This is a genomic window from Arthrobacter sp. NtRootA1 (assembly GCF_019976975.1).
In the GTDB taxonomy this organism is placed as follows: domain Bacteria; phylum Actinomycetota; class Actinomycetes; order Actinomycetales; family Micrococcaceae; genus Arthrobacter; species Arthrobacter aromaticivorans.
On record NZ_AP024630.1, the window covers coordinates 1,300,753 to 1,318,156 of the forward strand.

Here is a 17,404-nt window from a genome sequence, read left to right on the forward strand (position 1 = left end):
CCCACATTCGTGTCACGGTTGAGTTTCGTCTGGGTGAACAAGGGAACTTTCTGTCCCCTGGGCGCGTGGTAATTGGTACCGTGAATTATCACTCAGCCCTTTTCAGGAGGACACCCGCAATGGCACTTGGCGGAAACCCTATCTTCAACGGAAAGAATTTCCGTGGAGCCAAACAGGCACCGCCTGTTCCGCAAAATCCGTATTCCAACCCGTACGGCCAGCAGTTTAACCAGGCGCCTGGCCGCGCGCCTGGACAGGTCCTGGACACCCAGTCCGCTTGGTCCGCCTCGCAGCAGAACATGACCAACGAACAACTGCAGCAGATGTACAACCAGCCTGCAGCAGGACCCGCCGACACCGGGCGGATGACCTACGACGACGTCATCATGAAGACCGTCGCCTGTCTCGTTGCCCTGGTCGTCGGCGCCGGCATCACGCTCTTCGTAGCTCCGGCCCTGTCCACCATGCTCATGATCGTCGGTGCACTGGGCGGTTTCGTCCTGGCACTGGTCAATACCTTCAAGAAGCAGCCTTCTCCGGCACTGATTCTGGCTTATGCGGGCCTTGAGGGACTCTTCCTCGGTGGCCTGACCCGGATTCTTGACGGAATGTTCCCCGGCGTCGGTCTCCAGGCGGTCATCGGTACTCTGGCCGTGTTCGGCGTCACGCTGATGCTCTTCAAGAGCGGTAAGGTCCGCGCAACGCCCAAGATGGTGCGCTTCTTCATGATCGCCACCATCGGCTACGCGGTCTTTGCTCTGATCAACCTCGTCATGATGTGGACTGGTGCGGTCCAGGAACCGTTCGGCCTGCGCACGAGTATCACGATTGCAGGCATCCCACTGGGTGTCTTCATTGGCATCCTGGCGATTGGCCTGGCAGCCTTCTCGCTCATCATGGACTTCACCAGCATCGAAGAAGGCGTCCGTGCCGGCGCACCTGAGCGCTACTCGTGGATCGCTGCCTTCGGCCTGACCGTCACCCTGGTTTGGCTCTACGTCGAAATCATTCGGCTTCTGGCGATTTTGCGCGGCGACGACTAAGTCCGCCCGAGTTCAGGAAAATGCCCCCGAATTACTTCGGGGGCATTTTTCTTTAAACGACAGGCCTGGTTTAAGCAGTGGGCGCGGCCCCAATCAGGCCTCAACTCAGGCGTTCGAAAACAACAGCCATTCCTTGGCCGCCTCCCACGCACAGCGTGGCCAGGCCAAGGGTTCCGTCGCGTTCCTTCAGGCCATTGAGGAGCGTGGTCGTCATGCGCGCTCCGGTCATGCCAAAGGGGTGCCCCAGGGCAATCGCGCCGCCGTGGACGTTGAGCTTCTGTGGGTCGATGCCCAGTTCACGGGCGCTGGCAACCACTTGGACCGCAAAGGCTTCGTTGAGCTCCACGAGGTCGATATCGTCAATCGTCAGTCCTGCCAGCGCCAACGCCCGCCGCGTTGACTCAACTGGCCCCATGCCCATGAGTTCGGGGGAAAGGGCGGAAACGGCGGTGGAGACAACGCGCGCCAGCGGTTGTAGTCCAAGCTCCCGAGCGCGGGAGTCACTCATGACCAGGAGGGCGGCGGCGCCATCGTTCAGTGGGCACGCATTGCCCGCGGTCACTGTACCTTGGGGCCGGAAAACGGGCTCCAGGGCAGATACAGCTTCCAAGGTCACTCCTGCCCTCGGAGAGTCATCCCGCTCAACCAGGGTGCCGTCCTTGCGCGCGTACGGCGTGATTTCGCGGGCGTAGAAACCCGAAGCGATGGCCGCTTCGGCGCGATTCTGGCTCAGCACGCCCCACTCGTCCTGCTCTGCCCGACCGATTCCGTAGCTGGTGGCAACATTCTCGGCCGTCTGGCCCATGGCGATATAGACGTCGGGAAGCCTCCCCCCAAGCCGCGGATCCGTCCAGGGAATGTTCGACGCCGCCCGGGCGGCTGACCGCTGGGCTGCGGATTCGAAGAGTGGGTTGTGGTTGCCGGCGTCGGTCTGTCCGGCCCCTGCCCAATTCTGGTATCTCGAGACACTTTCGACGCCGGCTGAGATGATCGCGTTTGCTTCACCGGCTTTGATGGCGTGGAATGCCATACGAAGAGTCTGGAGGCTGGAAGCGCAGAACCGGTTGATGGTCGCCGCCGGAACGCGGTCCAGGCCTGCAAGGACAGCGACGACGCGGGCCATGTTGGAGCCCGCTTCGCCACTGGGTTCGGCGCATCCCAGCAGGATGTCATCAAGGCCGCCTCCATCTTCGGCGGCAGGATCGAAACCCGGAACTTTCGCGAGTGCGGCCTGCACCATGGCGGTGGCAAGGTCGTCGGGGCGTTCGTCCTTGAGGGAGCCTTTGAAGGCCCGCCCGATTGGACTTCTGGCAGTGGAAACGATGACAGCCTCAGTCATGGCCCCAGCTTACGCCCGGCATCTGGAAGGAAGACGGGCGTAAGCCTGAGAGGTCAGGCCAAGCGAAGGGCACCTGCAGCTGGAGTCACGGTAAAGATGTCCGGTGCAGTGAAAGCGGCTTCAGCGAACGCACGCACGACGGCGTCACGCACCTGTTGCTCTTGGCCGACCGGAGTCAGGGCGATGGCAGAGCCGCCGAAACCGCCCCCGGTCATGCGGGCTCCGATCGCGCCGTTGGCCCTGGCTGTCTCCACGGCGAGGTCGAGCTCGGGGCAGGAGATCTCGAAGTCGTCGCGCATGGACACGTGGCTGGCGTCCAACAGTGGGCCAATACTGGCCGGGCCTTCGCTGTTGAGGATTTCCACGGTCTGGAGTACTCGGTCGTTTTCGGTGACCACGTGCCGGACCCTGCGAAGGGTTGTCTCATCCAGTAGGCCAGCAGCTTCCTCCAAGGAATCCACGCCGACGTCGCGCAGTGCTTTGACGCCGAGAATTTCGGCACCCAACTCGCAGGAAGCGCGCCTGGAGGCGTAACCGCCGTCGGCATGTGAATGCGACACCTTTGTGTCGATGACCAACAGGATCAGGCCAGATGCCTCGGCGTCGAAGGGGACCAGGTCAACGTGCTGGTCCCGGCAATCCAGGAACACAGCATGGCCCTTCGCTCCGCGCAGTGAAGCGGATTGGTCCATGATGCCGGTGGGGGCGCCGACGAACACGTTTTCAGCACGCTGGGTGGCGAGCACCAGATCCTCCGCGCCTAAACCTGCCCCGGTGAGGTCATTGAGGGCGGAAATAACGGCACATTCGATCGCGTGGGAGGACGAGAGCCCGGCACCCAGCGGAACGTCCGAATCGAGCAGCAGGTCAAAACCGGGAACGTCAATGCCACGCTCTTTCAAGGCCCAGGCAACGCCCAGTGGATAGCGTGACCAGCCTTCGCCGGATCCTGGTTCCATGCCGGAAAGGTCCGCCTCTACCAAGCCGTGACCGCCAAACAAGGACAACAACCGCACGGTGGAGTCCCCGCGGAGGCGAATTGCCACCTTGGCGGTCTTATCGATGGCGAATGGCAGGACGAAGCCCTCGTTGTAATCCGTGTGTTCGCCGATCAGGTTGACGCGTCCCGGTGCCTGCCACACGCCGTCCGGAACTGAACCAAAGGTTTCCTGGAAGCGGGCAGAAAGCACGCTGGTGTCAGTGGTGGTGGTCATGCTCGGGTGCCTTCCAGGGTGTCGGCCAAACGTGTGGTGTTGGTGGCTGCAGCGACGTCGCGGAGTCGCTCCGCCACGGCTTCCGGGGTGGTGTCATTGATGAACGCGCCCATGGCTGCTTCAGAGCCTGCGAGGTACTTGAGCTTATCGGCAGCGCGGCGTGGTGAGGTCAGCTGGAGGTGCAACTGGCCGGCCGGGCGCAGGACCGGGTCCAGTGGTGCCTGGTGCCAGGCCGAAATGTACGGCATGGGGGTGGGGTAGAGGGCATCAAGCCGCTTCAGCAGGTCCAGGTAGACGTGGGAGAGCTCGTCGCGTTCTTCGCCCGTCAGGGCAGCGAGGTCGGGGATGCTGCGGTGGGGGACCAGATGGATTTCCAGAGGCCAGCGGGCGGCGAAGGGCACGTAGGCGCTGAAATGCTTGGCTTCGAGAACCATACGGCTGCCATCCTCGCGTTCTGCCTTGAGTAGGGACGCACCCAGCGTTTCTTTCGCGTCGACGTCGTCGTAGTATTTGCGGGCTACCGCGCCCAGGGCGGCGGCCCGGGGCGTGACGTAGGGATACGCGTAAATCTGGCCGTGGGGGTGGTGGAGGGTGACTCCGATATCGGCGCCGCGGTTCTCGAACGGGAAGACCTGCTTGATGCCGGGCAGGGCGCTGAGTGCTTCTGTGCGTTGTGCCCAAGCCTCGATGACGGTGCGGGCGCGGGTCTCTCCCAGTTCGGCGAAGGACCCTGTGTGCCGCGGCGTGAAGGCCACAACTTCGCAGCGGCCGTAGGCAGGTCCGGTGACGCCGTGGCCGGCGAATCCATGACCTGGGATCTCCGGAATGTCGCCCAGTACCGGTCCCAGCGAGGGGAACCGGTTTTCGAAAACCACGACGTCGTAATCCGGCGCGGGGATCTCGGATGGGTTATCGGCAGTGGTGGGGCAAATGGGGCATTGGTGGGCCGGGGGGAGGTGGGTGCGGCTTTGCCGATGGGCGGCCACTGCTACCCATTCGCCGGACAGGGCGTCGTACCTGACCTCGCCAGGCTCGCCCCTTGCTGGAAGCTCGCGGTGATCCACCAGCGATTCCGGGGTGCGCTCAGGAGTTCCGGGGTCGTCAAAGTAGATCAACTCACGGTTGTCGGCGAGGCGGGTGCTGGTCATACGGCTCATGGGTCCATCATTCCACAAAGCAATCAAAAACGCATAGTTTCAAACAAAAGCTAACATTGGCTACTGCTTGGGGAAAGGCAGGCATGCAGTACGGTATTGCCATGCCTGCGTCTCCGCCCCCTGCATCCTTGCCAGCCGCCCAAAACCCGGGCGAAGCAGCACCCCGCCGCTTCGCCACCGGCCGCCAATTCGAACTTCGGCGGGACGATGCGCTCGCCGTCGTGACCGAGCTTGCTGCAGGTCTTCGGCTGTACTCCCGCGGAGGCGTCCAACTTACCGAAAGTTACGGTGACGCAGAGATTCCGCCAGGCGCCACGGGAATCATGCTAGCCCCGTGGGCCAACCGGGTGGAGGATGGCGCCTGGTACCTCAACGGCAAGAAACAGCAGCTCGATATCACCGAGGTCTCACGCAACAACGCCAGCCACGGACTCCTCCGCAACGCGGGCTACACCCTGGTGGACGAGTCTGAGTTCTCAGTGACGCTGGAAGCAACCGTCTTCCCCCAGCATGGCTACCCTTTCCTTGTCCGGCACATCGTTCGGTATGAGCTCGACGAAAACCTGGACCTTCGTGTCTCACAGACGATGGTCAACGATTCCCAGATGGACGCCCCCGTCGTCCTGGGTGCCCACCCCTATCTTCGGCTTGGTGAGGTAGCCGTCGAAGACTTGGTCCTGACCGTCAAGGCAGCCACCCGCCTGGTAGCGGACGAGCGATTGATTCCCCGCAGCACCGCTGCGGTGGAGGGAGACTTTGACCTTTCCGCGGGTCGGGCGGTGGGCAGCTTGGACATTGACGTCGCCTTGACGGACCTGACGTTCGACGGCGGCGTGGCCCGCCATACGCTGACTGCGCCGGATGGACGGAGCGTGTCACTCGTGCAGGACCAGAACTGCCAGTATGTCCACGTGTTCGTCACGGACACGTTCCCAGGCCGATCAAAAGTAGTCGCCATTGAGCCCATGACCGGTCCAGCCAACGCGTTTAACAGCGGAGATGGTCTGCGCTGGCTTGCGCCAGGGGAGACGTTGACCATGACGTGGGGGATTACCGCCTCCATCTAGGCTATGTGCGCGGCGGGCCGGTTTCCCATACGGGGCGGCCTGCGGAATTATGGGTTCATGACGCCAACACCGGACGCCAAATCACGTTCTGACCAACAAATCGCCCAAGACATTCCCTATGGGGTGCGCATTGCGGCCGCGTGGTCGTGGCGAATGGGCCTGATCCTGTTGATGATCGGCGCCCTGGTATGGCTGCTCGGCAAGGTCAGTTTCCTCATCATTCCGGTCATGGTCGCCGCCCTCCTGGCCGGACTCCTCTACCCGGTAGTGATCTGGCTACGCAAGCGGAATGTGCCCAACGGGGCGGCCGTGGCAATCACGGTGCTGGCTTTCATTGGAGTCATCGGAGGCGCCCTTGCCCTGGTAGGCAGGCAGCTTGTCTCAGGATTCAGCGAGCTGTGGACGGAGGCCCTGACAGGCATCCAGCAGATCCAGGACTGGCTGGCAGCCGGGCCCCTGCACCTGACGGCTGACCAGATTGACCAGTACGTCTCTGACGCCGTCACCGCCCTGCAGAACAACAGCAGCACCATCCTCAGCGGCGCCCTGTCCTTTGGCAGTACCGCCGGTCACTTCGCGGCCGGCTTGGTCCTTGCCCTCTTTATCCTGATCTTCTTCCTGTTGGAAGGCAGCCGGATTTGGGGCTTCCTGGTCCGGCTTCTGCCCAAGAGGGCACGCAGGGCTGCCGATGGTGCCGGACGCCGTGGCTGGACGTCCATGGTCAGCTACGTACGGATCCAGATGTTCGTTGCATTTGTCGACGCCGTGGGCATCGGCGTTGGTGCGGCCATCATCCAGGTCCCCCTCGCGCTTCCTCTGGCGGTCCTGGTGTTCATCGGTTCGTTCATTCCGGTGGTGGGTGCGCTGGTTACTGGTGCGATAGCCGTCCTGCTGGCCCTTGTGGCGAACGGACCCGTGAACGCCCTGATTATGTTGGCCATCGTCCTGCTTGTCCAGCAGCTTGAAAGCCATATCCTGCAGCCGCTGGTCATGGGTAAGGCTGTGGCCCTCCATCCCGTCGCAGTAATCCTTTCGGTAGCAGCCGGATCCTATCTCGCAGGCATTCCCGGAGCGCTCTTCGCAGTGCCACTGCTCGCCGTAGTAAACACGGCGGTTCGCTACATTGCCGGCCGGACGTGGGAACATGATGAAGGATTGGGCGCGGCAGAGCTGCAGCCTGGAGCCGCATCGTCGGAAACTGATAGCGACTCCAACTTCAAGGAAGTCCACCTTCCGGGAGCCGGATCCCGCAGCGGCAGCAGCGCTGCCGGCAAGACCAAGGCCGCAGATAACACCTCCGTCCAGGAGCCTGCAGTTGACACCAACAAAGGAGAATAGTCAGTGAATACCCTCGATACCCTGCCCGTCACGCTGGACGATGTCCTCAAGGCGCAGGAGTTGCTCGAGGGCATTATTACCAAGACTCCGGTGGAGTCGTCCCGTGCGCTGGGGAGCCTCGTGGGCGGCAACGTCTTCTTTAAATGCGAGAACCTGCAGCGGGCGGGATCATTCAAGGTCCGCGGTGCGTACGTGCGGATGGCGCGCCTGAATGAGGCCGAGAAGAAGCGGGGCGTGGTAGCTGCCTCCGCAGGCAACCACGCACAAGGCGTAGCCGTAGCCGCAAAGAGCCTTGGCATCAACGCGCGCATCTATATGCCGCTCGGTGTCGCGCTTCCCAAGCTTGCAGCAACACGCAGCCATGGTGCCGAAGTCATCCTTCACGGCCACAACGTGGATGAGGCATTGGCCGAAGCCCAGCGCTATGCCAACGAAACAGGCGCAGTCTTTGTGCACCCCTTTGACAACGTGGACGTCGTCGCCGGCCAGGGCACCATCGGACTGGAGATCCTGGAGCAGATCCCCAACGTGGACACCATTCTCATGGGCGTCGGCGGCGGCGGACTTCTTGCAGGCGTCGCAGTGGCCATCAAGGCTAAGGCCAAAGAGCTCGGACGCGAGATTCGGGTCATCGGGGTGCAGGCGGAAAACGCGGCCGCCTATCCTCCGTCCCTCGCTGCGGACGCCCTGGTACCGCTCAAAAAGGTTTCGACCATGGCTGATGGCATCGCCGTAGGCCGACCAGGGCAGCTTCCTTTCAGCATCATCCGCGAGCTCGTGGACGATGTCGTGACTGTGAGCGAGGATTCCCTTGCCCGGGCCCTGATCTTCCTTCTGGAACGGGCCAAGATGGTCGTGGAGCCGGCAGGCGCGGTGGGAGTAGCCGCGCTGATGGATGGCAAAATCGAAAACCCGGGGAACACCGCCGTCGTGCTTTCCGGTGGCAACATCGATCCGATGCTGATGCTCAAGGTCATCCAACGCGGCCTCTCGGCTGCGGGCCGGTTCATGACGGTTCGAATGATGCTGGACGACCGCCCAGGCTCACTGGCGACGATCGCCCGCATCATTGCCGAAAACGACGCCAACGTCACGGGCCTGGACCACACACGCCTGGGTGGTTCCATCAGCATGGGCGATGTCTCCATCACCATCAACCTGGAAACGAAGGGCCACGAACACGGCGAGCAGGTCCTCGGCGCGTTGAGGGCCGAAGGCTTCCAGCCGATCGTGGTGCACTGACGGGAGCCGCAGATATGGTGCTCGAAACGCCTGACGGATCCAAGGCCGAGGCCAAGGAGACACTCGCGGGCCGAGCCAAGGGCGGCCTGCTGTTCATGGGCGGCTTCGTGATCCTGCTGTACGTCATCGAGTTCCTGAACACGCTGATGAGGCATGGCCTCAACGCTACTTTTGGGCTGCGGTCACGGAGCCTGGATGGCGTCCTGGACATCCTGACGTTTCCACTGCTCCATGCGAACCTCAACCATTTGCTGTCCAACACCCTGCCCCTGATCATCTTCGGCTTCCTGGTTTTCCTGGCAGGCATCAGGGTGTTCCTCACGGCACTGGCCTTCAGCTGGTTGGGTTCGGGCCTGACGGTGTGGCTTATTGGTGGGGGAGGAATCACGGTGGGGGCGTCAGGGCTGGTGTTTGGGTTCTTCGCGTTCCTGCTGGTCAGGGGTTTCTTCAACAGGAGCTGGTGGCAGATTCTTCTGTCCGTGGTCCTCTTCATGGCGTACGGCAGCATCCTCTTTGGGGTGCTGCCAACCGTCATGGGCTTTATTTCGTGGCAGGCCCACTTGGGCGGGGCCATTGGAGGGATTATCGCGGCCATCCTGTTGCGTCCGAAATCCCGGACCATCATCTGAGGCAAGCACGAAAAACGCCGGCCCACCCTGCAAAGGGGTGGACCGGCGTCGGGCTTTTTCGTGCTGCTTAGGCGACGTACGGCTTGGCGGAAACGATCTCCACCGGAATTTCCTTGCCGTTGGGGGCGGTGTAGCTGAGCTTGTCGCCCTCCTTGTGGCCGATGATGGCGGCACCCAGCGGAGACTTCTCGCTGAAGACATCGAGGTCGGAGTCACCGGCGATCTCGCGGGAGCCGAGCAGGAACGTCTCTTCGTCCCCGGCGATGCGGGCAACAACCAACATGCCGGGCTCTACGATTCCGTCATCGGCAGGAGCTTCGCCAACCTGGGCATCGCGCAGGAGCGCGGTGAGCTGACGGATGCGGGCTTCAATCTTGCCCTGCTCTTCCTTGGCTGCGTGGTATCCGCCGTTTTCCTTGAGGTCGCCTTCCTGGCGGGCGGCTTCGATCTTCTGGACGATTTCCGCCCGGCCAGCGCCGGAAAGGTGGTCCAGCTCAGCCTTCAAGCGGTCGAAAGCTTCCTGGGTAAGCCAAGCTGCTGTGGCGCTGTTGGTGGTAGACACGGATTTCTCCTTTTGATCTGACAAAGCAAAGACCCCGCCGAGGTGGCCACTCGTGAAACTCAGTAACCAACTTAACGGGGTGAAGGTTTCATCCATTGTAGTAAATCCTCTGGACGAACCCAAACTGGTTGAGTTGTGGGTCACACGATTGTTATTTCCCGCTGTCCACGATCCAGCAATTGTCCACCACCCCGGCTACGGCGGGCGACTCGGTTCTCAGCACGGTGCGTTGGGCTGTTGTGTTGCCGCCATCTGCACTGTCCTTGGGCTCATTGGGGCCGATCTCAACCACTTTCCAGCCCACCACCGCGAACTTGGAATCCATGGCCTTTACGGCGCATTTGGCCGTGGCTCCCGGGTACTTGGTGACCTGGTAATCCACCTCGGCTTGCGTGCCATCCACAGTGCTGTAGCCGATGTCTTTGAAGGTCACCGGGGCTTGTGCAGAGGACGTTGCCACCCATGCTGCGAACACAATTCCGAGGACCAGGGCCACGATGACGATGTTCCGCTTCGATGTACGGGTCAAGCCGCGCTTTTGACCACCGTAGCGATTGGCTAGGCTGTTGCTTGCCGGTAGTTCGTTGGCCGATAGGTCCTCTGAAGTCACCTATCCAGTTTAGTGCGGATCCCGGCGCCTCCTGCACAGTCCTGATTTTGCACCATCCATGAAAGAGGAGCCGTCAAGTGACAGCGTCCAGCAGTTCCGAGCAGCAGCTGCGGCTGCTCGCCGTCCACGCTCATCCGGACGATGAATCCAGCAAGGGTGCAGCGACCATGGCGATGTATGCCGCTGCGGGAGTAGACGTCATGGTCGCCACCTGCACTGATGGATCCAGGGGGGATATCCAGAACCCTGGCATGGTTGACGCTCCGCACCCCAAGCGCGACATGGCAGGTGCCCGCCGGTTGGAAATGGCCAATGCGGCTGCCGTGCTTGGCATTCGGCAGCGCTGGCTTGGTTTTGTGGACTCGGGCCTGCCCGAGGGCGATCCCCTTCCACCGCTTCCGCCGGGATGCTTTGCCTTGCAGCCGTTGGAACGCGCCACGGCTCCGCTGGTCCGCCTGGTCCGGGACTTCAGGCCGCACGTCATCATCAGCTATGACGAAAACGGTGGCTACCCGCACCCGGACCACATCATGGCCCACAAGGTTGCCGTGGAGGCGTTTGAGGCAGCGGGCGACGCCGCGCGCTACCCGGGAACGGGGGAGCCGTGGGCGCCCAGCAAGCTCTACTACGACCGTGCCTTCAGCCCCGAACGTTTCCGTGCACTGCACTTTGCGTTGGAAGAGGCCGGGCTGCAGTCGCCCTATGCTGAACGGCTCGCAGCGTGGCTTGAAGCAGACGCCGAGGGCCACACTCCTCCTGCCCCGGCACACCAGACCACCACGCAGGTGGACTGCGGCGACTTCTTCGAGGCACGCGATGACGCTCTCCGGGCGCACCGGACACAGATCGATCCCATGGGCTTCTTCTTCGCTGTTTCTCCTGAATTGCAGCGGACAGCGTGGCCTTGGGAGGACTACACGCTGATCAAGTCCACGGTCTCTACGGACTTGCCCGAAAAGGATCTCTTTGCGGGGATAAGATAAGTATTGCCATCAGTTTCTATCGTTTGTAGAAGTTGGGCTGCGCGCCATCCGGCTGCCCGGCCCGCGCTGAGGCCAGCCGACATGCATTAGCTCCCATAGAAGGTTTGAACGTGCACCACTTGATCCTCGCCCTGACCGTCAGCCCGTCGCCCGACCCCACCGGGACGCTGCGGCCTGGCCTGTCCGAGGACCAGGTGACCCCCGGCACCTGGGGTTTCGTCCTCACCGCCTTCGTCGTGATCCTTTCCACGTTCCTGATCGTGGATATGGTTCGCCGCATCCGGCGGGTCCGGTACCGTGCGCAGGTGGAGGAGGCGCGTCTGGCCGCGGAAGCCGGAACCCTCGATAGTGCGGGCGGCGACGCCGGCACCACGGATGAGAACGGCGATGCCGCTCCCGGAAGCCGCTGACCCACGCGGAAACAATTGGCCCGGGGAGGCCAACGTCCGGTTCTACTCGAGGCCGTCGGGTCGTGGTTGGCAACGAACGGAGAGGCTATCTACGGCACCCCGGATGTCCCGATCCGTATACGGCTGACGCTCCATATCCGTGAACGCACGGTGACCGGTTCGGAGGTGAGGATCCGATCCCTCAGCAGCGAACTGACGACCGTGGATTGTTTCGGGTGAAGGGCCCACCACCGTCGCCGAAGGACGCTGCTGTCGTCCGGGATCGAGCGGGTGGACCTGGCTGGCCCGTGGCGGCCGGATATCGTCTACCGACAGGACGCTGAAGGACAGCACATCGAGGTCCCGGATGGTGCTCCGCGCGACCTGCGCTGTGCTTCCGGGTTCGGCCGCAGCGGTCGGATGGCTGGCGTCACACGGATCAACTTCTCGCCGACGTGGTAAGGAGCATCGACAAGCCGGCGCCGGCTCGTGAAAGCGATGCGTGGTTGCAGACCCCTTCGATCTCCGGGCCATTGACGATATCTTCGTAGGAGCTGAGTACCCGTTCTACGCGGTGCCGGTGGCCGGCGAAGTTGTGTGCCCCGTCCCAGTCGCGGGCTGCGACGGCTATAGGCACCAGACAGGAAGCTGAACAATGAGAGTAGGGTTACGGCTGCAGGGAACGAGCTGCCGGACCGTTGTCTTGGACGGGCGGAGCGTAGTTTCCGCCGCCACTGAGGTGCACGCCGGTAGCTTGTCGGAAGCATTGGACTCGTCGTTGTCCGGACTCCGCCGGGAGTTCGGGTCGGCCATCACGGAGCTCACCGCCGACGTCGGACGGGTTCTGGGGGAGCGGAAACTGGCCGACGTCGTCGCCATCCGCATTTCTCCCCGTCCCCCCGCGGACGCCTTCCACGCGACCGTGCTGCCACCCCTTGTTGAGCCGGCTGTGACCCGGACCGTGCACGTTGCCGGGGGCCACGACTTGCGGGGACGTCCCCTGGCCCGGTTGGACCTGGAGGGGTTCCTGGCCGATCTTCCCGGCATCCTCTCCACCGACGTACGGAACGTGGCGATCACCGCCGTCGGCTCCACGGCGTCAAAGGACCATGAAACGCGTATAGCCGATGCCACCCTCAGCAATGACCGAGATATGCGGATCAGTATTTCCAGTGACTTCTATTCCAGCGTTTTCCGGAACCGCGACTACACGGCCATCCTCAACAGTGCCCTGATGGAGACGGGGGAAGAGTTGGCTGCCATGCTTGAGGAGGCAGGCCGGCGCCAGTTCCCGGACGCCCTCTTGTCGTTTGCAAAGAACGACGGCGGTCGCGCACCTCTGTCGCGGCTGGCCTTGGCGCCTGTGCACGGGTTGCGCGCCGAGCCCGCGATGGGAATCCTTGGCGCGGCCACGTTGGCGGGCATCCCCGAGGGGGAAGTTATTCTCTGCATGGAGTCCGGGGCCACGGTGGGCCACACCCGCGGAGGCCTGCCTGCCGCCAGAAGCCTCATCCGCCAAGGTTTTGGCGCAGGCCTCGCCAGCAATGCCGCCATTCTCGAGCCATACACCGTCCATCATCCCGTTCGCACAGACATCCCCTCCGTGATTGCCGACCTCCGCGAGTGGCAGGAGACTGCGCTGCCTTTCGGGCTGGTGCCCACTCTGCCGGCGGCGCAGGACGCCGCACTGGTAGGATCAGCCGCGGCGCCGTTGACGGCGTGGATCGACAGGCTCGAGACTGTCAGTGGCCGGGCTGACCTGCAACGCGTACAGAACCTCGCCGTAGAGGACGCCCATTCAGCGGCGGTCCAGTTGGGTGCCAGCCCGGGGCAAACCCAGATCATTGAATCGAACGTCTATGCCATGCCTTACGGCAACCCCGGAATCGTTCGAATCCGGGTCCAAGCGGCAGGAGAAACGTCTGCCAACGAGGAACATGTGCTGCCCATAGCGGCGCGGGGCGCCACCCCATGAGCACCGTACTCACGATCGAAGACGTCCGGAACCTCCGCACCGGGGCCCACTTCCTGGCCTGCACCATAGACCCGACGGCCATCTACGTCTACGCAGAAATGATCGAGCGGGCGATGGAGGACCGGTCATTGGAGCTCATTACCGTCGACGAGCTTGCCCCCGACGATCTGGTGGTGGCGGTCGGAATGGTAACGCAGGGCCTTTTCATCGCCGACATGCCTCCCGTGGGCGATGAGTTCCTCGGCTGCATCCGCGCCATCGAGGCCAATCTCGGCCGGTCGGTGCGGGCGATCTATTCGCTCGCCGCCGCCAATATCAACGGAATCGTCCCCCTCATGGTTGGGCTGCAGTCCTCGCTGCCCGTCATCGATTCCGATCCCATGGGACGCGTTTTCCCCTTGATCAGCCAAACAACGCTGAACGTTGGAAACGTCGCGATCGGCCCTATCGCGCTGATGGGAGTAACCGGGGAGCGGGCGGTGGTTGAGGTCGAAAACCCGCAGCGGGCCGAAACGCTGGTGCGTGCACTGGTGACTGAACTCGGCGGCTGGGCAGCCACCGCCATGTACCCGTGTTCCGCACAACAGCTGAAGGAGCATGGTGTCCACGGCTCCATCAGCCGGATGATCCGGATCGGTCAAATCCTCGACGCGAGCACCCCGGTTAAGAGAAAGCTGCTGTTGCTCACCGAGTTGCTCGGCGCCACGCGCATCGCCAGAGCCCGCGTGAGCCACATCGAAAGCCTCTCCCGGCCTGCGGACCTCGGCCTGCCGGCGCAGCCGTCCAGCTTGACGCTCGACGACGAAACCACCGGACGCATCATCCGTCTTGAAATTCAGAATGAGATCCTGCTGGTCCTGGTGGATGGTGCGATAACAGCAGCCGTACCGGACATGGTCACGCTGCTCAATTCTGAGCACGGCACGGTGGTCAACATCGACGACGTCCAGGTGGGCGACGTCATGGACATCGTGAAGATCAAGGCAGCGGAGCAGTGGTACACGGAGGCAGGGCTTGATCTCACCGAGCCAAAGGCCTTCGGCATTCCGATTGGGCACCCAAGGCGGCGACATGCGTAGATCGCAAAACGAAACCCGGCTCGATGTCGCCGGGCTGTTGGCGCACGGCTCCCTCCGCGGCACCACGCCGCTATATCTCGCCCCAGCCAGCGGGGTGATAGAAAGCGTTGTTCTCGTCTCCCAGCTCGAGGCGATCCGGCAGGTGCGGCCAAACACTGTGGTAGTACTCTCCACGGAGATGGGATCAGGGGGCTGGCTGGTGTCCGCGGCACTGCGACACGCGTGGGAGCGGCGGGCCAGCGCCGTCGTCGTGGCCGGCAGCGCCTATGCCAGCGCGGCGGTCGGACTGGCGGAGCGGTTGGGAATCACCGTGCTGGTCGCTGACGGGGACCCTGCAGCGCTTGCCTTGGCATTGGCGGCCGAGATCGGAGCGGCCCTGTCGGTGGTCGATGCGGAACTGGCCCGGGTCGCCCGGACTATCGCAAAGGACACCACCCTGGGAGATGTTCTCAAGACCATTTCCGGGGAACTGGACGGGGCAGGAGTTTTGCTGGAGTACGACGGCGTGGTGGTGACTTCCGCCGGAATGCCTCCGCGGGAGACTGATGAAGTCATCACCGTGGAAGTCGATGGGGCCAATAGCGCCGTCCGCTTCACTCTCACGGCCCGCGTGCCCACTTCCGGCGTCCACAACCTGCGGTTGGTGGGCTCAATCCTTGAGGTGGCAACCCCTGCAGTGAAGGCTGCCTGGCTGTCGGAGGACCTACTCAGCACCGCTCGGGCTGTTCCCACAGCGGCCATCGCCGCGTTGGATCAGGACCCTGATGCGTCAGGCGAGGAGTTCGAGGAAAAACACCGGCATCTGCTGAACCAGTTGGGCTGGCGCGAAGGGGAGCCCTACATGTCTCTGTGGTTCCGCAGCGCGCCGGTGCAAGAGCATCGGCCCGAGCTGACGGCCGTGTTGCGCCTGCTCTGGCGCAAGGTCGCAGTACGAAGTCCCTTGGCCGAGGTTCAAGGCGGTTGGCTGACGCTCGTTCCGGCCGGGGATCAGGATGCCTCGACTCAGCTCGAAACCCGCATCAGGACACGTCTGGGGCCAGCTCTTGCCGAGCTTGGTCTGGTGGCGGGATTGTCCCGATGGCAGGAGGATGTCCCGGCGCTGGCGTTGATTGTGCGTGAGGCCCGGCTGGCTGCTGAATCCGCCCGGTCAGCGGGGCCCGGTACGGTTCTAAGCTTCGCGAGCCTCGGGGTGGTCGCGGCCACGACCTTCGTGGACGTGGACGCAGTCGCACTGGTGGCCGAACTGGCACTCCCACGGCTGATGGCCTCCCCTGACCGCGATGTGATCATTACGTCGGTGGCCGCCTTCCTCGATCATCGCGGTTCAGTCAGCCTCGCTGCGAAATCCCTTAACCTGCACCGGAACACCTTGCAGGCCCGCCTTAACCGGGCACGGGAACTCGGCGTCCCGCTGGATGTCCCCTCCGAGTTACTGTCCGTCCACCTCATCGCCAAAGTTCTGAGACGATCCATGCCCGAGGAAACGACCTCCGAAGACCCCATGGAAAACCAGAAATGACTCCCATGAGTCGTGTCAGAAGTGCGTGCCGCCGGGGTCCATGCCTGAGTCCGACCCGGGTCCGTGTCCTGTTCTACGGACCCGGACCCGGATCCAGGCGTGGCAGGGCTAAGCTACTTCGACGACAATCTTGCCTGACTGTTCGTTCGACTCCATGTAGCGGTAGGCGTCAAGCACTTGGTCGAAAGCAAACACCCTGTCGACTCTGGGCCGCAGGGCGCCGGAGCTAATCCGCTCAAGGATGAAGTCGACGCCTCGCTGCCGCTCATCGGCCCGTCCGACGTGGTTGAACATTGAGTACGGGTGGAAAACCGATTGCGTCCTGCACATTGCGGCCATAGGGATGACGGGCTGCAGATCGCTCAGCGTTCCGTAGCCGAAAATGACGGCATTGGGTGCCAGGTGATCGACGTAGGTGCCGAGGGACTCACCTCCGACAGGATCGAAAGCGACCCGTACGCCTTTGCCATCGGTGGTCCGGTTGATGACCTCGCCGAGGTCGTCGGTTCCCACGAGGGCTACTTCGTTTGCGCCCGCCTCGAGGAGGAGCGATCGCTTCGTCTCCGACCGTGTAGTAGCGACCACCTTGGCCCCGAGTGCGCGTGCGATCTCGATTGCGCGCAGCCCGGCCGAACTGGCAGCAGCCGTGACGAGCACTGTGTCCTTGGGTCCGAGATTGGCTACTTCGGCGAATGCGAAGTAAGAAGTGAGGTACTGCATCCAAACAGAGCAGGCCTCGGCATCCGAAAGTTCCGATGGAGCGTGGGTTAGGTAGTCTGCCGGTAGGACGGCCGTTGTTCCCTGCACGCCGTCGGTTGTGGTGAAGAAGGGAATGCTCGTTACCCGGTCGCCAATGTTGAAGGTGGTGACGTTCTCGCCGATCTCGGTGACGGTTCCCACTGCCTCGGAACCAATGCGCGAGGGGAACACCGGGATGGTGTAGTGCTCCCCGTGGATGAACATGAGATCTGCCCGGTTGAGTGCGAATGCTGCGACGTTGATGCGGACATCGTTTTCGGAGACTTTACGTGGAGAAGCAGCTTCGACGGCCAGGACTTCAGGTCCGCCTATCTCACGGAAGACAACTGCGGATTCCGACCTGCTCATTTCTGGACCACCGAAAGGTTGGGCTTGATGGGGTTGATACATAGGGACAGTCTGGACATTGCCGTACCTCCGTTGATGCGTGGTGCTGTATGCCACGTTTGAATTCGATTGGGTTGGCCGGCGTTCGTGACGCCGGGGTCAGGGGCAGGAT

The 17,404-nt window shown here is 62.8% G+C and carries 16 protein-coding genes; 10 read left to right on the plus strand and 6 right to left on the minus strand.

What is annotated here, in order from left to right; all coding sequences use genetic code 11:
- Positions 1–119: 119 nt before the first annotated feature.
- A complete protein-coding gene (locus tag LDN90_RS06130) occupies positions 120–1,043 on the plus strand; it encodes a Bax inhibitor-1/YccA family protein (RefSeq protein WP_223948362.1) in 924 nt (307 codons plus the stop codon).
- A gap of 100 nt (positions 1,044–1,143) precedes the next feature.
- On the opposite strand, the gene LDN90_RS06135 is transcribed toward LDN90_RS06130, so the two are convergent.
- The 3 genes from LDN90_RS06135 to galT are packed head-to-tail and all read right to left on the minus strand — an operon-like array spanning position 1,144 to position 4,753.
- Positions 1,144–2,382: an acetyl-CoA C-acetyltransferase gene (locus LDN90_RS06135; protein ID WP_223948363.1), complete on the minus strand. Its 1,239-nt coding sequence runs from the start codon at positions 2,380–2,382 to the stop codon at positions 1,144–1,146.
- A gap of 53 nt (positions 2,383–2,435) precedes the next feature.
- A complete protein-coding gene (gene galK / locus LDN90_RS06140) occupies positions 2,436–3,596 on the minus strand; it encodes a galactokinase (protein WP_223948364.1) in 1,161 nt (386 codons plus the stop codon).
- Positions 3,593–4,753 carry a galactose-1-phosphate uridylyltransferase gene (gene galT, locus LDN90_RS06145; protein ID WP_223948365.1) on the minus strand — a complete coding sequence of 387 codons (1,161 nt, stop codon included), beginning with the start codon at positions 4,751–4,753 and terminating at the stop codon, positions 3,593–3,595. The genes galK and galT overlap by 4 nt, the downstream gene beginning before the upstream one ends.
- A 101-nt stretch (positions 4,754–4,854) precedes the next feature.
- Between galT and LDN90_RS06150 the strand changes: the two genes are divergently transcribed.
- From LDN90_RS06150 to LDN90_RS06165, 4 genes are read left to right on the plus strand one after another with little or no spacing between them, the layout of a single operon-like run.
- Positions 4,855–5,820 (plus strand): aldose 1-epimerase family protein, encoded by a 966-nt coding sequence (locus LDN90_RS06150; RefSeq protein WP_223948366.1) that lies wholly within the window; start codon positions 4,855–4,857, stop codon positions 5,818–5,820.
- A 57-nt stretch (positions 5,821–5,877) separates the two neighbouring features.
- Positions 5,878–7,158, plus strand: coding sequence for an AI-2E family transporter (locus LDN90_RS06155; RefSeq protein WP_223948367.1), 1,281 nt, complete (start codon positions 5,878–5,880; stop codon positions 7,156–7,158).
- Between the two features lie 3 nt (positions 7,159–7,161).
- On the plus strand, positions 7,162–8,400 hold the full coding sequence (gene ilvA / locus LDN90_RS06160; protein WP_216924911.1) for a threonine ammonia-lyase: 1,239 nt from the start codon (positions 7,162–7,164) through the stop codon (positions 8,398–8,400).
- Positions 8,401–8,414: 14 nt separating this feature from the next.
- Positions 8,415–9,029 carry a rhomboid family intramembrane serine protease gene (locus LDN90_RS06165; protein WP_223948368.1) on the plus strand — a complete coding sequence of 205 codons (615 nt, stop codon included), beginning with the start codon at positions 8,415–8,417 and terminating at the stop codon, positions 9,027–9,029.
- A 67-nt stretch (positions 9,030–9,096) separates the two neighbouring features.
- Here the strand turns inward: LDN90_RS06165 and greA are convergent, their stop codons facing one another.
- Positions 9,097–9,591, minus strand: a complete 495-nt coding sequence (greA, locus tag LDN90_RS06170; RefSeq protein ID WP_216924913.1) for a transcription elongation factor GreA — start codon at positions 9,589–9,591, stop codon at positions 9,097–9,099.
- A 151-nt stretch (positions 9,592–9,742) separates the two neighbouring features.
- Positions 9,743–10,201, minus strand: a complete 459-nt coding sequence (locus tag LDN90_RS06175) for a DUF4307 domain-containing protein (RefSeq protein ID WP_223948369.1) — start codon at positions 10,199–10,201, stop codon at positions 9,743–9,745.
- Between the two features lie 77 nt (positions 10,202–10,278).
- On the opposite strand from LDN90_RS06175, the gene mca reads away from it, so the two are divergent.
- The 5 genes from mca to LDN90_RS06200 all read left to right on the plus strand — a co-directional run bounded on the left by mca (position 10,279) and on the right by LDN90_RS06200 (position 16,146).
- Positions 10,279–11,184, plus strand: coding sequence for a mycothiol conjugate amidase Mca (mca, locus tag LDN90_RS06180; RefSeq protein ID WP_223948370.1), 906 nt, complete (start codon positions 10,279–10,281; stop codon positions 11,182–11,184).
- Positions 11,185–11,294: 110 nt separating this feature from the next.
- Positions 11,295–11,594, plus strand: coding sequence for a hypothetical protein (locus LDN90_RS06185; protein ID WP_216924916.1), 300 nt, complete (start codon positions 11,295–11,297; stop codon positions 11,592–11,594).
- Between the two features lie 733 nt (positions 11,595–12,327).
- Positions 12,328–13,548, plus strand: a complete 1,221-nt coding sequence (locus tag LDN90_RS06190; RefSeq protein ID WP_223948371.1) for a methylhydantoinase — start codon at positions 12,328–12,330, stop codon at positions 13,546–13,548.
- Complete coding sequence (locus LDN90_RS06195) at positions 13,545–14,627, plus strand: DUF917 domain-containing protein (protein ID WP_216924919.1); 1,083 nt, start codon at positions 13,545–13,547, stop codon at positions 14,625–14,627. Before LDN90_RS06190 ends, LDN90_RS06195 begins: the two co-directional genes overlap by 4 nt.
- A complete protein-coding gene (locus LDN90_RS06200) occupies positions 14,620–16,146 on the plus strand; it encodes a helix-turn-helix domain-containing protein (RefSeq protein ID WP_223948372.1) in 1,527 nt (508 codons plus the stop codon). The genes LDN90_RS06195 and LDN90_RS06200 overlap by 8 nt, the downstream gene beginning before the upstream one ends.
- A 108-nt stretch (positions 16,147–16,254) precedes the next feature.
- Here the strand turns inward: LDN90_RS06200 and LDN90_RS06205 are convergent, their stop codons facing one another.
- Entirely contained in the window at positions 16,255–17,253 is a 999-nt protein-coding gene (locus tag LDN90_RS06205; RefSeq protein WP_223948373.1) for a zinc-dependent alcohol dehydrogenase family protein, read from the minus strand.
- Positions 17,254–17,404 lie beyond the last annotated feature (151 nt).

What these genes read in the sequence shown, in the direction of transcription:
- LDN90_RS06130 (WP_223948362.1), top strand. Translation starts at nt 120, where the DNA reads ATGGCACTTGGCGGAAACCCTATCTTCAACGGAAAGAATTTCCGTGGA.
- LDN90_RS06135 (WP_223948363.1), bottom strand. Translation starts at nt 2,382, where the DNA reads ATGACTGAGGCTGTCATCGTTTCCACTGCCAGAAGTCCAATCGGGCGG.
- galK (WP_223948364.1), bottom strand. Translation starts at nt 3,596, where the DNA reads ATGACCACCACCACTGACACCAGCGTGCTTTCTGCCCGCTTCCAGGAA.
- galT (WP_223948365.1), bottom strand. Translation starts at nt 4,753, where the DNA reads ATGAGCCGTATGACCAGCACCCGCCTCGCCGACAACCGTGAGTTGATC.
- LDN90_RS06150 (WP_223948366.1), top strand. Translation starts at nt 4,855, where the DNA reads ATGCCTGCGTCTCCGCCCCCTGCATCCTTGCCAGCCGCCCAAAACCCG.
- LDN90_RS06155 (WP_223948367.1), top strand. Translation starts at nt 5,878, where the DNA reads ATGACGCCAACACCGGACGCCAAATCACGTTCTGACCAACAAATCGCC.
- LDN90_RS06165 (WP_223948368.1), top strand. Translation starts at nt 8,415, where the DNA reads ATGGTGCTCGAAACGCCTGACGGATCCAAGGCCGAGGCCAAGGAGACA.
- LDN90_RS06195 (WP_216924919.1), top strand. Translation starts at nt 13,545, where the DNA reads ATGAGCACCGTACTCACGATCGAAGACGTCCGGAACCTCCGCACCGGG.
- LDN90_RS06200 (WP_223948372.1), top strand. Translation starts at nt 14,620, where the DNA reads ATGCGTAGATCGCAAAACGAAACCCGGCTCGATGTCGCCGGGCTGTTG.
- LDN90_RS06205 (WP_223948373.1), bottom strand. Translation starts at nt 17,253, where the DNA reads ATGAGCAGGTCGGAATCCGCAGTTGTCTTCCGTGAGATAGGCGGACCT.